Raw genomic sequence first — 13,331 nt, 5'->3', positions numbered from 1 at the left:
GGGTCGGGGCAGGTACCGGGGCCGGCGCACTGGTCGCCGGAGCGGTTGCCACGGCCGGTGCCGGCGGCGCGCCGGGCTGCTCGCCACCGCGCCCGTCAAGCACCACCACCTGCGGGCTGACATCCGTGCGCAGCGCGGCCGCACGCAGACGGGCCGACTCGGCACCGGCACGGTCGGCGAACGGGCCGATACGCACCCGCCAGGCGGCCTGCTGGTTGATCGTGGTCTGCTCGCTGAAAGCGTTCAGCCCGGCCTGCTTGAGGCTGGTGATCACCGTCTGCGCGTCGGTGGCATTGGCATAGGCGCCGTAATTGACCGCGAAATCACCGGCCGCGGCCTGGGCCGGGGCTACCGCGGGAACCTCCGGCTCGCCGGCAACCGGCGTGGCCGGCATGCCGGTGACCGAATCGCCACTGCGGGCGCTGGGCATGACCAGGGGCAGCTCGCGGGTCTGCATGCCATCGGCATCGGGCGCCGTCGGGGCACGCAGCGCGATGTCCTGGGCGCCACTGCCGGTGGACGGGCCCTTGATCAGCATGGGCAGGAAGATGACGGCCAGCGCGACCAGCACGATGGCACCAATCAGGCGCTGCTTCAGGGTGTTGTCCACGTGTCAGGCTCTGGCGTGTAGATGGGTCGATTATAGGCGCGGATGGTGACCGGTTTGGTTCAGCCGGACGCCAGCAACGCGTTGCGGACCTGGGCAACGGTCACAAACGAGCCGGTCACCAGCACCCGGTCACCGGGTTGGGCCTGGGCCAGCACGGCCTGCAGCGCGCTGGCCACATCGGCATGGCAGCTGGCCTCCAGCGCCTGCCCTTGCAGGGCCTGGGCCAGTTGCCCGGCACTGCGGCCGCGCTCGCCGGTCAACCCGGCCAGGGCCCAGTGCCCGTTGACCTGTTCGGCCAGGGCCTGGGCCACGCCAGCGGCATCCTTGTCGGCCAGCATCGCCAGCACAACGTGGGTCTTGCCGGTGCACGCACGGCTGGCCAGGGTACGGGCAACGGCGCGGGCGGCATGCGGGTTGTGGCCCACATCCAGCAGCAGCTGGATTCCGTCGTGCTCGAATGCCTCCATCCGGCCCGGATTGCGGGCAGCGGCAATGCCTTCGGCCCAGGCCGCACGCGGCACACGCACATCCAGCGCGCGCAGGGCGGCAATGGCGCTGGCGGCATTGGCCAGCTGCACCGGGCCGACCAGGGCCGGCATCGGCAGCTCCAGACGCAGCGAGACATCGCGCCAGCGCCAGCGGCTGTCATCGATGACCTCGGCAAAGAAATCGCTGCCAAAGCGCAGCGCATTGGCGCCGACCAGATAGGCGCGGCGCAGCACGCTGGAGGGCGGATCGATCTCGCCACACACCACCGGCTTCCAGCCACGGATGACCCCGGCCTTCTCCTCGCCGATGGCTTCGCGCTCATCACCCAGGAAGGCCTGGTGGTCCAGGTCCACGCTGGTGATCACCGCCACATCGCCATCAACGATGTTGACCGCATCCAGCCGCCCGCCCATGCCTACTTCCAGCACGGCCAGGTCCAGGCCGGCGCGCTGGAACAGCCACAGGGCGGCCAGGGTGCCGTATTCAAAATAGGTCAGTGCGGTCTGCCCGCGCGCGGCTTCCACCGCTGCAAAGGCTTCCACCAGCGCGGCATCGTCGGCATCGGCACCCTCGATGCGCACGCGCTCGTTGTAACGCTGCAGGTGCGGGGAGGTATAGGCGCCGACCTTCCAGCCGGCGGCACGGCCGATGGCCTCGATGAAGGCCACGGTGGAGCCCTTGCCATTGGTACCGGCCACCACGACCACCCGCTTGCCCGGTTTTGTCAGCCCCAACCGCCCGGCCACCTCGCGCACCCGCTCCAGGCCCATGGCGATGGGCTGGGGATGCTGTTGCTCGATATGGGCCAACCACTGGTCAAGGGTGGCGGGAAGGATCTGGGACATACAACGGTGCCTCACTGCAGGTGGCGCCCGACGCATCGGGCGTACGGCGCGCTGGCGCCGGCGGAGCGCCATTCTACAAGGCCTGCGGCAAGCACATTGAGCGCCGTTCACAAACAGGCAGGCACGGCATCGCACCGGGCCTGCAGGGCAGCACGGGGCACTTACAGCGCGCGGTGCTTGGCTTCGCCGAAGAACGGGGTGTGGTGGGCGCAATCATTGATGCGCACCACTTCCAGATGCTCCACGTCCGGGCCTTCCAGCAGGTTCAGGGTGGTCGGCGCCTGGCGGAAGCTCCACAGCTTGGCCAACGGCAGGCCCAGCACCTTGCACAGGATCACCCGGTTGACCGCATCGTGGGCCACCACCAGCAGGGTGTCGTCCTCGCCCAGACCGTCGGCCGCCCTGGCCAGGCCACGCCAGGCACGCTCGAGCACCTGGCGCAGCGATTCACCGCCAGGCATCAGCACGGTATCGGGCTCCTCGCGCCAGGCCTTCAGGCGCGACGGGTCCTTGTCGTTGATCTCGCTGGCCAGCAGGCCTTCCCACTCACCATGGGCGATTTCCTGCAGGTCGGCGTCGGTGAGCAGCATGGCCTCCCGCGCCGGGCCCAGTGCGGCCTTGGCCGTGGCCTGGGCACGCGACAGTGGCGAGGCCACCGCACGGGTGATGGTCAGATCGGCCAGGCGGGCGCCCAGCGCCGCGGCCTGGGCCTGGCCAACCGGGGAAAGCGGGATGTCAATCTGGCCTTGATAGCGGCCTTCGGCATTCCACGGCGTTTCGCCATGGCGGGCAAGCAGGATGCGCATGCAGCGTAGGTTCCAGTGGGGAGTGAAAACACCGCTGCGGCAAAGCCGCGCGGTGCCGGCATCATACCCGCTCCCTACACGCTGCCCGCGCAACCGTGTCGGAAGTAATCAATCAGCAGCACTGGCGCTGCAGACAACAACGGCCGGCGGGAAACCCGCCAGCCGTTGCCTTGCAGCCTTGCTACCGTTGCCGGCTTACTTGGCCAGGTTCAGTTCCTGCAGCAGGGCCGGGGCCGGATAGACCTCCTGCATGATCCACTGCATGTAGCGGCTGTCCACCGAGATCATGCGGGTCATGGTCTCGTCGAACACCCAGTTGGAGCTGACCGATTCCCAGTTGCCATCAAAGGCCAGGCCGACCAGCTTGCCGTGCGCATCAAGCACCGGCGAACCGGAGTTGCCGCCGGTGATGTCCAGGTTGGACAGGTAGTTCACCGGCACCGAGCCCACGCGCGCATCTTCCAGCCCGCCATAGCGCTTGGCCGCCACCGCATCGAGCAGGGCCTTGGGCGAATCGAACGGGTCAGCGCCGGTTTCCTTGGCCACAACACCCTCCAGGGTGGTGAACGGGGTGTAGGCCATGCCGTCACGCGGTGCATAACCCATCACGTTGCCGAAGGTGATGCGCAGCGAGGAGTTGGCATCCGGATACACGAACTGGCCCTGGCTCTTCTTGTAGTCCGCCACCGCCTGCAGGTAGGTGGCACGCGCGGTCAGTGCCTCACCGGCGCGGGTCTTGCGGGCATTTTCCTGCTCCAGCAGGGCCGGCATCACCGCCACCGCGTACTGGATGGCCGGATCGGTGCTGGCCTCGAAGGCCGCCTTGTCGGCGCCAAACCACTTCAGACGCTCTTCCAGGCTGCCCAGCTGCGAGCCGCCCAGACGGGTCACCAGCACATTGACCGCCGCCGCATCGGTGCCGCCCAGCCACTGTTCCAGCACCGGGTTGTTGCGCTGTGCTGCCGGCAGGGCAGCGTACTGGCCCAGCCAATAGGCCTGGATCTGTGCGTCCATCACCGGGTGGTAGCGGCGGTCCATCTGGCGCAGGCCACCTTCGATGGTGGTCATGTTGCGCTGCTGGTAGCCCGGCTCACGCTCGGCGTCCGGCTTGGCCTTCTCGATGGCCAGGCGGTACAGGGTGATGGCCGAGGCCAGCAGCGGGGTGTTGTTGAACTGGCCGACGAAGAAATCACGCTCGCGGGTGCTGCTGACGCTGCGGCCATGGCCGACCAGCTGCGCATGCGCATCCAGGGCAGCCTTGCCGGCACGGCCCTGGCCCTTCAGCCAGGCCAGCACGGCAGCTTCTTCGGCCTGCTTGGTGGCCGCGGCATTGATCCGCACGAAGCCTTCCAGCTGACCGGCGTAGTTCTTGGTCACGTTGTTCCAGGAGGCCATCGAGTTGGCGTACTTGACCTGGATGTCGGCGTTCTCCTCGCCGGCCTTCTCCACCAGGGAGATCACTTCGCCGACATGCTTGATGGTCAGCGGATAGGTGTGCTCGGCGGTGTCGTTGAACTCGCTGGCCAGGGCGTAGCGGTTGGTACGGCCCGGGTAGCCGGCCACCATCACAAAGTCACCGGCGCCCAGCGCACTGTCGGCAAACTGCAGGTGGTGCTTGGGCTGGTAAGGCACGTTGTCTTCGCTGTAGGCGGCCGGCTTGCCGTCCTTGCCCACATAGGCACGATAGAAGGAGAAGTCACCGGTGTGGCGCGGCCACATCCAGTTGTCGATGTCGCCACCGAACTTGCCCACGCTGCCCGGAGGCGCGTAGGCCAGGCGGACGTCGCGGATTTCCAGGTTCTTGAACAGGCGGTAGGTGTTGCCACCGGAGAAGCTGTACAGGCGGCAGCTGTAGGCTGCATCGCTCTCACAGGCAGCGATCTGGTCCTTCTCGAACTGCTCCAGGGCCTGCGTACGGGCCAGGCCACCCTTGCCGGCCGCCTCGATGGCCGCCTTGGCCTGGGCCGTGACATCGGTGATCTCGTCCAGCACGTAGATGCGTGCATTCGGCCCGGCGCTGAGCTCGGCGGCCGGCTGTGCGGCATAGAAGCCGTCACGGATCAGGTTGTTTTCGGCGGTGGAGTTGAGCTGGATCGCACCGTAGGCACAGTGGTGGTTGGTCGCCACCAGACCCTGCGGGGAGACGAAGCTGGCGGTGCAGCCACCCAGCGAGACCACCGCGCCCATCGGGTTGCCGGTCAGGTCGGAAATCTGTTCAGCCGACAGCTGGAGGCCGGCGGCCTTGAGCGGGCCGGCAATCTCCGGCAGCTGCTGCGGCACCCACATGCCTTCGGCAGCAGTGGCCAGCGGGGCCAGGCCAAGGCCGGCAATGACGGAAAGGGCAAGCAGGTTGGCACGCATCAGGCGGCTCCGGAATATCGAAAAAGTTCCCGATTGTAGCCCCGCCGGCCGCCGCGCCGCAGTGTCGTGAGTTGGCCGTTGATGCGGCCCTGCAGCACGGTGGTTGCAGCTGAAAGATTTATAATCGCCCCCCTCACTTCCCTGACGTGGTAAGCCGTAATGGCACAGATGATGAAAGCGCTGGTCAAGCGCGAAGCAGCCAAGGGCATCTGGCTGGAACAAGTTCCGGTCCCGACCCCGGGCCCGAACGAGGTGCTGGTCAAGCTGGAAAAGACCGCCATCTGCGGTACCGACCTGCACATCTACCTGTGGGACGAGTGGAGCCAGCGCACCATCAAGCCAGGCCTGACCATCGGCCATGAGTTCGTCGGCCGCATTGCCCAGATCGGCTCGGCGGTGACCGGCTATGAAATCGGCCAGCGCGTCTCGGCCGAAGGCCACATCGTCTGCGGCCACTGCCGCAACTGCCGTGGCGGCCGCCAGCACCTGTGCCCGAACACCGTGGGCATCGGCGTCAACGTCAACGGCGCCTTCGCCGAATACATGGTGATGCCGGCCACCAACCTGTGGCCGATCCCGGACCAGATCCCGTCCGAGCTGGCCGCCTTCTTCGACCCCTATGGCAACGCCGCCCACTGCGCGCTGGAATTCAATGTCATCGGTGAGGACGTACTGATCACCGGCGCCGGCCCGATCGGCATCATTGCCGCCGGCATCTGCAAGCACATCGGTGCGCGCAACGTGGTGGTCACCGACGTCAACGACTTCCGCCTCAAGCTGGCCGCCGACATGGGCGCCACCCGCGTGGTCAACGTGGCCAACCAGTCGCTCAAGGACGTGATGGCCGAGCTGCACATGGAAGGCTTCGACGTGGGCCTGGAAATGAGCGGCAACCCGCGCGCCTTCAACGACATGCTCGACTGCATGTACCACGGCGGCAAGATCGCCATGCTCGGCATCATGCCCAAGGGCGCCGGCTGCGACTGGGACAAGATCATCTTCAAGGGCCTGACCGTGCAGGGCATCTACGGCCGCAAGATGTACGAGACCTGGTACAAGATGACCCAGCTGGTGCTGGGCGGCTTCCCGCTGGGCAAGGTGATGACCCACCAGCTGCCGATCGACAAGTTCCAGGAAGGCTTCGACCTGATGGAACAGGGCAAGGCCGGCAAGGTCGTGCTGAGCTGGAATTGATCGAATCGAATCATCCAGCAGTACAGAACAAAGGCGCCGCAAGGCGCCTTTGTCGTTAGGGGGAATGATGGCCCGAACCCAGCCTGCATATCGTCATTTCAGAGACGCGCCGGATGTTGGACCTGCAAATGCGGTTGACCTCAACGCGAAATACCAGACAGCATCTGTTGCTGTGCAACTTGCTGACCATCCAACTGCGCGCTGCGCTCCAGGGACTCCTGCACGGAAGGCGGTGGCACTGTGAGATCGGCCTGTAATCGGAAGCCCGGGGTTTGGCTGGAAAAGACCCAGACCCTATCTCCCTGCATCCGTAACTCCGCATCTCCGGCCTTGATTCCTGACTCCTGCGCCTTCACCGCCACAGCAAGCACTGTGGCGTCAGACACTTCAGCTGCAAATTGCCGACGCAAGGATGCATACATCCCAGCCGCGGGATGCCCTCGATCCAGATCGGACTGAACATCAGAAATAGGCTCCGGGATTTTCCCAATACTTTTGAGCCAAGGAACGATCTTGGCATCGTAATGATCGCCGTAATAATCAAGATAGTTCTTCGTATGATCGGTAGACGGCACCTCCGCCCCGAAGACACCAACAATCCTGTTCAAGGCGGAATCGCGATCGATACGACCTGCCAAATATTCTCCAGTTATCCGCTCGTAAGCCGCAGAATTTCTGCCAGACACTCCTATATCAGGTCCGCCCGCCGCAAGAATTTCAGCGCGAACGAGCGAATTTTCCAACGTCGCCGCACCTTCATTACGAAGCTGCCGATGGACGTAAGCGGAGCGAGAGCTATATTCCTGAGGCTCTTTGAACTTGTGATGACCCAGCTCATGAGAAAGAGAACGAACAACCCGCTCGCCATCCCCCATAGCGTTTGAATCAACAACTATCCTTCTATTACGGGCATCGTAATAAGTACCCTTTCCCGCAGCACCCCATTCCACCGCATAGCCATCGGCATTCAACCCAGCCAGACCTGCTCGAAGAGTTTCAGATTGTGCCAATAGCGGTGCAACCGCCGGGTCATCTAGCGGAGTTGCAGCCCGGGCGGTCGACCGAGCAGATGCAGCGCTTGCGCTGCCTCCCGGAGAAGTATTTCCATCCGAATGAAAAGTGCTCACACAGGCTCTCCCTGCCAGCTTCCGCCCAAACCCGTCAGCGATCGCTAATGGAAATTTGAACGATATGTGTTTCTCCCTCGTCCAAGCCCAGGACGACATTCCGACCATTCATCTGCATAGTCCAATATCCTTTAGAACCTCTCGCATCAGGATCCGGCGGGTGGGGCATTGCTTCTGACCATTCGCTTCCACGAAACGGTGCGCCAGGTGCTTCCAACGAAAAGAGAAGAACATGCGCGCCGCTATTTTCAGCGCCGGCTCGCAACTCGATATTCCGCAAGCCAGTGCGGCCAAGCACACCCCTGTCGGATTTCCTGACTATCAAGCCGTGAACATTGTCAGCATCGCTAAAGGTTGTCGCCAGTGCCGTTTGAACTCCGCTCAAGTCACCAAATCGAATCTTGCTAAGCGACTCAAGCGCCTCCCTGAACTCGTTATTCACTGCGTCACTCCTGCTCATTGCATCTATTGAATGATCTTCGGCGACATCACCGCGCTGAGCAACTTCATGCCTCAGCGCCTCTGGGATAGAGCCGGAGCAAGCAACCAACGAAGCGACGCACACAGCACCACATAAAGGTAACGGCAACGAAGTAAAGCGCATCAGCTGACTCTTCATCGGGAATATCTTTCATGCAAACCTACACGAAAAGAGCGCGCGCATCGTGAATGCGGACTGCGTACTCCAACGATCTCCATACGGAATCTACGGCCGCAAGATGTACGAGACCTGGTACAAGATGACCCAGCTGGTGCTGGGCGGCTTCCCGCTGGGCAAGGTGATGACCCACCAGCTGCCGATCGACAAGTTCCAGGAAGGCTTCGACCTGATGGAACAGGGCAAGGCCGGCAAGGTCGTGCTCAGCTGGAACTGATTCCGGCATCGGCCGCAGTACCGCTGCGGCGTATCGGCACAAATGAAAAAGGCGCCTTGCGGCGCCTTTTTCATTGCATTGGCCGACGGCTCAGTTGGTGCCGAAGGACACGCTCAGCACGACGCGGTCATCGGCCGCTTCACCGAAGTTGTATTCACCGCGGCTGTTGGTGCCCACATAGGACAAGCCGACAGTCGCCGGGCCAAAGGCGCGGCTGACGCCGACGGTCCAGTCCAGGTAGTCCTCGGCCACTTCTTCCTTGAAGGTGTTGTAGCCAACGCCGGCGTTCAGGCTGAACTCCTGCGGCAGGGCCCACTCGCCACCCACGGCGAAATACCAGCCGTCGGTGTCGCTGTTCCAGACATTGTTGGAATAGGCCACGGTGGCGGTGTAGGTTTCAGCGAAGGTGGTGGTGGTGACCAGCTCGTTGTAGTTGTTGTAGCCAGCGTCCGGGTAGACGTAGCGCACCAGCATGGCGTCAAAGTTGACCGATTCGTTCACATCGGTGTTCCAACCGATGTACGGGTTCAACTCCACGTCCGGCTTGTCTTCACCAAAATCCACACCCGATGCCCAGATACCGGCGTACAGGCCGACATCGGTGGTGTAGTTGAAGTCCGCCTGCAGGGTCGGCTTTTCATCGGTCTGCGAAGCACCGCGGAAGACATAGTCCGACACGGCGGTGACTTCCCAGGCATACGGGGACTCGTCTTCTGCCTGCGCAGCGAACGGGGCAGCCAGCAACAGGGCACAGGCCAATGCGGTAACGCGGTGGTTCATGGGGGTCTCTCCGACAGGGTTGGATGGGGAAAGCACTGGGAACGCACATCGCGGATCGGCTTCCGGCAAGGAATCCATGGCCCGCTTCACGATTGTTTAACCCAAGTGGTTTTGCGGCGCAACAATACCGTCACCCTGCCCCCGTTGCCGGCGACAGCGCGCTTTCCGCCAAATTGCGCAAAACGCGCATTTTCGCACTGATCGCCGCCGTTAGAATAGGGGCTTCTCCTTGCCTTTCGACCTGCCATGACCGATACCGCCGCCTCGCCAACCGCGCGCTACGCCCAGGAACTGGATGCCATCCGCGAACAGGGCCTGTTCAAGGCCGAGCGCATCATCACCAGCCCGCAGTCGGCGCAAATCACCCTGGAAGACGGGCGCACCGTGCTCAATTTCTGCGCCAACAACTATCTGGGCCTGGCCGACCACCCGGACTTGATCGCCGCGGCCAAGGACGCCCTGGACAGCCACGGCTTCGGCATGGCCTCGGTGCGCTTCATCTGCGGCACCCAGGACCTGCACAAGCAGCTGGAAGCACAGATCGCGCAGTTCTTCGGCAAGGACGACACCATCCTGTATGCGGCCTGCTTTGATGCCAACGGCGGCCTGTTCGAGCCGCTGCTGGGCGAAGCGGATGCCATCATCTCCGACGCCCTGAACCATGCCTCGATCATCGACGGCGTGCGCCTGTGCAAGGCCAAGCGTTACCGTTACGCCAACTGCGACATGGCCGACCTGGAAGCCCAGTTGATCCAGGCCCGCGCCGATGGCGCACAGACCATCCTGATCACCACCGACGGCGTGTTCTCGATGGATGGCTTCATCGCCCCGCTCGATGAGATCACCGCGCTGGCGCAAAAGTACGGCGCCCTGGTCCACATCGACGAATGCCACGCCACCGGCTTCCTGGGTGACAGCGGCCGCGGCTCGGCCGAGGTCAAGGGCGTACTGGAAAAGATCGACATCATCACCGGCACCCTGGGCAAGGCCATGGGCGGTGCCCTGGGCGGCTTCACCACCGGCAAGGCCGAGGTGATCGAAATGCTGCGCCAGCGCTCGCGCCCCTACCTGTTCTCCAACTCGCTGCCGCCGCACGTGGTGGCTGCCGGGATCAAGGCCTTCGACATGCTCGACAAGGCCGGCGACCTGCGCGAACAGCTGAAGGAAAACACCGCTTATTTCCGCAGCCAGATGACCGCCGCCGGTTTTGACATCAAGCCCGGCGTGCATCCGATCAGCCCGGTCATGCTCTACGACGCCCCGCTGGCACAGCGCTTTGCCGAGCGCCTGCTGGAAGAAGGCATCTACGCCATCGGCTTCTTCTTCCCGGTGGTACCCAAGGGCCAGGCCCGCATCCGCACCCAGATCAGCGCCGCACATACCCGCGCACATCTGGACCAGGCCATTGCCGCCTTCACCCGGATCGGTGTGGAGCTGGGGGTGATCAAGGGCTGAGCCCCCACCCGCAGGCAACAAAAAAGGCACCGCTGCGCGGTGCCTTTTGTTTTCAGCCAGCAGGCGACTCAGTGCTTGCTGCTGTCCTGGGCGGTTTCCGCCTCTGCTGCCGGTGCGGCCGGGGCAGTACCACGGGCCACGCGGATACCGTTGGCCTTCATCCAGGCATCGAACTCGTCGGCGCTCATCTTGCGCTCGCCTTCGGACATGTTGAAGCGCAGGGCGCCATGCACATCGCGCTCGGCAGTCGGCTGCTGCACCACCACTTCGATCACTTTCTCTTCGGCCGGGGCCTGGGCCACCGGCGCAGGCGCCGAGGCACAGGCGGCCACTGCCAGGACGACCACGGCAGAGCAGGTCAGGTTGCGCAGGACAGCAAGCATGGTCGTGGTCTCATAACAGTTAAGGATAGTGAGGCAAGTCTAATCCCATCTGTTACAAAAACCAGCCATCTAGTTGAAATTTCGGGACATCCCGCACAATGCGCCCATTCACGTAGACGGCGCCCGCAAAGCCGCGATTTCCGTCTGGTCCAGATGCCGCCAACTGCCCTTGGCCAGCGCACCCAATTGCAGGTCGCCGATGGCCACCCTGACCAGCCGCTGCACGCCCAGCCCGTGCACTTCCAGCAAGCGGCGGATGTGCCGGTTGCGTCCTTCGGCCAGCACCACTTCCAGCCAGCACGACTTCTCGCCTTGACGCAGCAGGCTGACCGATTCCGCCGCCAGCCACTGGCCCTCGTGCTCGGCACCGGCCGCAATCGCGGCCAGCTGTGCAGGCCCCACCAGCGCGTCGACCTGCACGTGGTAGGTCTTGTGGATACCCCCGACATGCGAGGTGATCGCCGCGGCCCACTCCGGGTCACTGCTGAACAGCAGCAGCCCCTCGCTGGCCTTGTCCAGACGCCCCACCGGCGCCAGCCAAGGCAGGCCAGCCCCCTCAAAGCACTGGTAGACGGTCTGCCGGCCCTGCTCGTCGGTGGTGGTGGTCACCAGCCCACGCGGCTTGTTGAGCAGCACATACACATGCGCACGCTCACCGATCGGCTGGCCATCCACGCGCACTACCTGATGGCCGCTGCGCACCGGGAATTCCGGATCCAACACGGTCTTGCCATCGACACTGACCCGCCCGTCCTGGACCCAGCGCGCGGCTTCGCTGCGCGAACAAATGCCGGCCTTGGACAGTACCCGGGCCAGGCCATGACGGGGAGCCGCCCCTGCCACTGCCACTCGGGCAGCCGCTCCGGGCCGGGCTGGTGCCGGCCTGGCCGCCTTGTTCCTGCCTGCATGATCCTGCTTGACGGCCACGGGCCTGCCCGGCCGCAATGGCCGCTGCTGTCGACTGCTCACTTGCGCTGTTACCTGACTTAATTGACCACCGGCTCGGTGACCGCCGGTGTGGCCTCGGCACGCGGGCGTACCACACGCACGCCACGCGCCTTCATCCAGGCATCGAATTCCTCGGCCGTCATGCGCTTGCCGTCCTGGGTCATGTCAAACCGCCAGGGCGTGTTGTCATGCTGGGTCTGCGGCTGGTAGGCCGCGGGGTCTGCCGCTGCGGTCAGGGCACTGGCCGTCGGTGCGGCCACCGCGGCAGCCACGTTCTGGCAGCCATCGATGCGCAGACGCTGCAGCACACGCTCGGCGGACTGTTCAAAGGTATAGGTTGCGGCCAACGCACCGGACGGCATGCCCAGCTGTGCATTGCGCACCTGCAGTTCGGCAGCCAATGGGGCGGTCACCGTGGCCGGCAGGGCCAACGGCTGACGGGTCACCGCGGCAGTGGAGCAATCCACGGCCGCCCAGGCCGCAGGGCTGCAACAGGCCAACAGCACAACAGCCAGATCAGTGCGACGCAGCATGGCAATACCCCGACGGGAAGATGAGCGCGAGTGTAACAGCCAACACTGCGGACCACGCAGCTGCCGCGTCTATGAGTACACAGGCAACCATCGCCGTGTCCTGCCCGCCCGTGTGCCTTGAGCCATCTGCCCGACTCAAACAAAGAAGGCCCAGCTTGCGCTGGGCCTTCTTCTAGCATTGCGTCAGGAACGATTAGTTCTGGACGTTCAGCTCGGTACGACGGTTCTTGGCGCGGCCTTCCGGGTTGTCCGAACCATCAGCATTGGTGTTCGGAGCGATCGGACGCGATTCGCCGTAACCGATCGGGCCGGTCAGACGCGAAGCGGCAACACCCTGGGCGGTCAGGTAGTCGTACACAGCAGTGGCACGACGCTCGGACAGCTTCTGGTTGTAGGCATCGGTACCCTTGGAGTCGGTGTGGCCAGCCACTTCGACGCGCAGGTCCGGGTAACGCTTCAGGATTTCAGCAGCTTCGCCCAGGATCGAGACGGCATCCGGACGCAGGGTCGACTTGTCGTAGTCGAAGTTGACACCCTTCAGGTCGATCGAGATCGGAACCGGGCAACCGTCCGGACCGATGGTCTGACCCGGCTGCGAGGTCGGGCACTTGTCGTTGCAGTTGTTGACGCCGTCGCCGTCGTCATCCAGGTCTGCGCAGCTCGGTGCGGCCGGAGCCGGAGCCGGGGCCGGAACCGCAGCAGGAGCCGGAGCAGGAGCCGGAGCCGGAGCCGGAGCCGGAGCCGGAGCCGGAGCGGGAGCAGGAGCCGGAGCGGGAGATGGAGCTGGGGGTGGAGGTGGAGGCGGAGTGGGGGGCTCCGGACGGGCGGTGTGCGGCTCTGAGGTAGGGGTCGGCGGGCGGGGGAGGGGGGGACCGCGGGTAGGGACAGCGGGGGGCAGGGCACGGGAGGGGAGGGGCGAGGGGGG

The 13,331-nt window shown here is 64.4% G+C and carries 13 protein-coding genes and 1 pseudogene; 3 read left to right on the top strand and 11 right to left on the bottom strand.

Features of this window, described 5'->3' with window-relative positions:
* The 4 genes from ABB30_RS15225 to ABB30_RS15210 form a co-directional block, all read right to left on the bottom strand.
* Nucleotides 1-610, bottom strand: a 610-nt coding sequence (locus ABB30_RS15225; RefSeq protein WP_211263505.1) for an SPOR domain-containing protein, incomplete at its 3' end; no start/stop codon positions are given.
* A gap of 59 nt (nt 611-669) precedes the next feature.
* Nucleotides 670-1,944, bottom strand: coding sequence for a bifunctional tetrahydrofolate synthase/dihydrofolate synthase (gene folC, locus ABB30_RS15220; RefSeq protein WP_057639159.1), 1,275 nt, complete (start codon nt 1,942-1,944; stop codon nt 670-672).
* Between the two features lie 161 nt (nt 1,945-2,105).
* A complete protein-coding gene (locus ABB30_RS15215) occupies nt 2,106-2,750 on the bottom strand; it encodes a histidine phosphatase family protein (RefSeq protein ID WP_057639158.1) in 645 nt (214 codons plus the stop codon).
* 195 nt (nt 2,751-2,945) lie between these two features.
* Nucleotides 2,946-5,111, bottom strand: a complete 2,166-nt coding sequence (locus tag ABB30_RS15210) for a S46 family peptidase (RefSeq protein WP_057639157.1) — start codon at nt 5,109-5,111, stop codon at nt 2,946-2,948.
* Nucleotides 5,112-5,270: 159 nt separating this feature from the next.
* On the opposite strand from ABB30_RS15210, the gene tdh reads away from it, so the two are divergent.
* Nucleotides 5,271-6,305, top strand: coding sequence for an L-threonine 3-dehydrogenase (gene tdh, locus ABB30_RS15205; RefSeq protein WP_211263504.1), 1,035 nt, complete (start codon nt 5,271-5,273; stop codon nt 6,303-6,305).
* Between the two features lie 140 nt (nt 6,306-6,445).
* Here tdh and ABB30_RS16385 read toward each other — a convergent pair whose 3' ends face one another.
* Both ABB30_RS16385 and ABB30_RS16380 read right to left on the bottom strand, forming a co-directional pair.
* Nucleotides 6,446-7,432, bottom strand: a complete 987-nt coding sequence (locus ABB30_RS16385) for a hypothetical protein (RefSeq protein WP_152980787.1) — start codon at nt 7,430-7,432, stop codon at nt 6,446-6,448.
* Nucleotides 7,433-7,466: 34 nt separating this feature from the next.
* Entirely contained in the window at nt 7,467-8,051 is a 585-nt protein-coding gene (locus tag ABB30_RS16380; RefSeq protein WP_152980786.1) for a hypothetical protein, read from the bottom strand.
* Between the two features lie 82 nt (nt 8,052-8,133).
* Between ABB30_RS16380 and ABB30_RS16375 the strand changes: the two are divergent.
* Nucleotides 8,134-8,307, top strand: a pseudogene (locus ABB30_RS16375) (L-threonine 3-dehydrogenase); the annotation flags it as partial.
* 90 nt (nt 8,308-8,397) lie between these two features.
* Here ABB30_RS16375 and ABB30_RS15195 read toward each other — a convergent pair.
* The gene (locus tag ABB30_RS15195; RefSeq protein WP_057639155.1) at nt 8,398-9,087 is read right to left on the bottom strand and encodes a TorF family putative porin; all 690 of its coding nucleotides are present in this window, start codon (nt 9,085-9,087) and stop codon (nt 8,398-8,400) included.
* Between the two features lie 246 nt (nt 9,088-9,333).
* Between ABB30_RS15195 and kbl the strand changes: the two genes are divergently transcribed.
* Nucleotides 9,334-10,542: a glycine C-acetyltransferase gene (gene kbl / locus ABB30_RS15190; protein WP_057639154.1), complete on the top strand. Its 1,209-nt coding sequence runs from the start codon at nt 9,334-9,336 to the stop codon at nt 10,540-10,542.
* Between the two features lie 68 nt (nt 10,543-10,610).
* On the opposite strand, the gene ABB30_RS15185 is transcribed toward kbl, so the two are convergent.
* The 4 genes from ABB30_RS15185 to ABB30_RS15170 all read right to left on the bottom strand — a co-directional run.
* Complete coding sequence (locus ABB30_RS15185; RefSeq protein WP_057639153.1) at nt 10,611-10,925, bottom strand: hypothetical protein; 315 nt, start codon at nt 10,923-10,925, stop codon at nt 10,611-10,613.
* 108 nt (nt 10,926-11,033) lie between these two features.
* Complete coding sequence (locus ABB30_RS15180) at nt 11,034-11,870, bottom strand: pseudouridine synthase (RefSeq protein ID WP_425477419.1); 837 nt, start codon at nt 11,868-11,870, stop codon at nt 11,034-11,036.
* Between the two features lie 41 nt (nt 11,871-11,911).
* On the bottom strand, nt 11,912-12,406 hold the full coding sequence (locus ABB30_RS15175; protein ID WP_057639152.1) for a hypothetical protein: 495 nt from the start codon (nt 12,404-12,406) through the stop codon (nt 11,912-11,914).
* Between the two features lie 193 nt (nt 12,407-12,599).
* On the bottom strand, nt 12,600-13,331 hold a 732-nt coding region (locus ABB30_RS15170), incomplete at its 5' end, for an OmpA family protein (RefSeq protein WP_245626521.1).

The organism is Stenotrophomonas ginsengisoli, from assembly GCF_001431485.1.
Classification (GTDB): Bacteria; Pseudomonadota; Gammaproteobacteria; order Xanthomonadales; family Xanthomonadaceae; genus Stenotrophomonas; species Stenotrophomonas ginsengisoli.
Note: the sequence above shows the minus strand (reverse complement) of the source record. Positions and strands in the feature narration are given on the sequence as shown.

Bases quoted from the DNA above. Each gene is read 5' to 3' on its own strand.
- ABB30_RS15185 (WP_057639153.1), bottom strand. From the start codon at position 10,925: ATGCTTGCTGTCCTGCGCAACCTGACCTGCTCTGCCGTGGTCGTCCTG.
- tdh (WP_211263504.1), top strand. From the start codon at position 5,271: ATGGCACAGATGATGAAAGCGCTGGTCAAGCGCGAAGCAGCCAAGGGC.
- folC (WP_057639159.1), bottom strand. From the start codon at position 1,944: ATGTCCCAGATCCTTCCCGCCACCCTTGACCAGTGGTTGGCCCATATC.
- ABB30_RS16380 (WP_152980786.1), bottom strand. From the start codon at position 8,051: ATGAAGAGTCAGCTGATGCGCTTTACTTCGTTGCCGTTACCTTTATGT.
- ABB30_RS15210 (WP_057639157.1), bottom strand. From the start codon at position 5,111: ATGCGTGCCAACCTGCTTGCCCTTTCCGTCATTGCCGGCCTTGGCCTG.
- kbl (WP_057639154.1), top strand. From the start codon at position 9,334: ATGACCGATACCGCCGCCTCGCCAACCGCGCGCTACGCCCAGGAACTG.
- ABB30_RS15195 (WP_057639155.1), bottom strand. From the start codon at position 9,087: ATGAACCACCGCGTTACCGCATTGGCCTGTGCCCTGTTGCTGGCTGCC.
- ABB30_RS15175 (WP_057639152.1), bottom strand. From the start codon at position 12,406: ATGCTGCGTCGCACTGATCTGGCTGTTGTGCTGTTGGCCTGTTGCAGC.
- ABB30_RS15215 (WP_057639158.1), bottom strand. From the start codon at position 2,750: ATGCGCATCCTGCTTGCCCGCCATGGCGAAACGCCGTGGAATGCCGAA.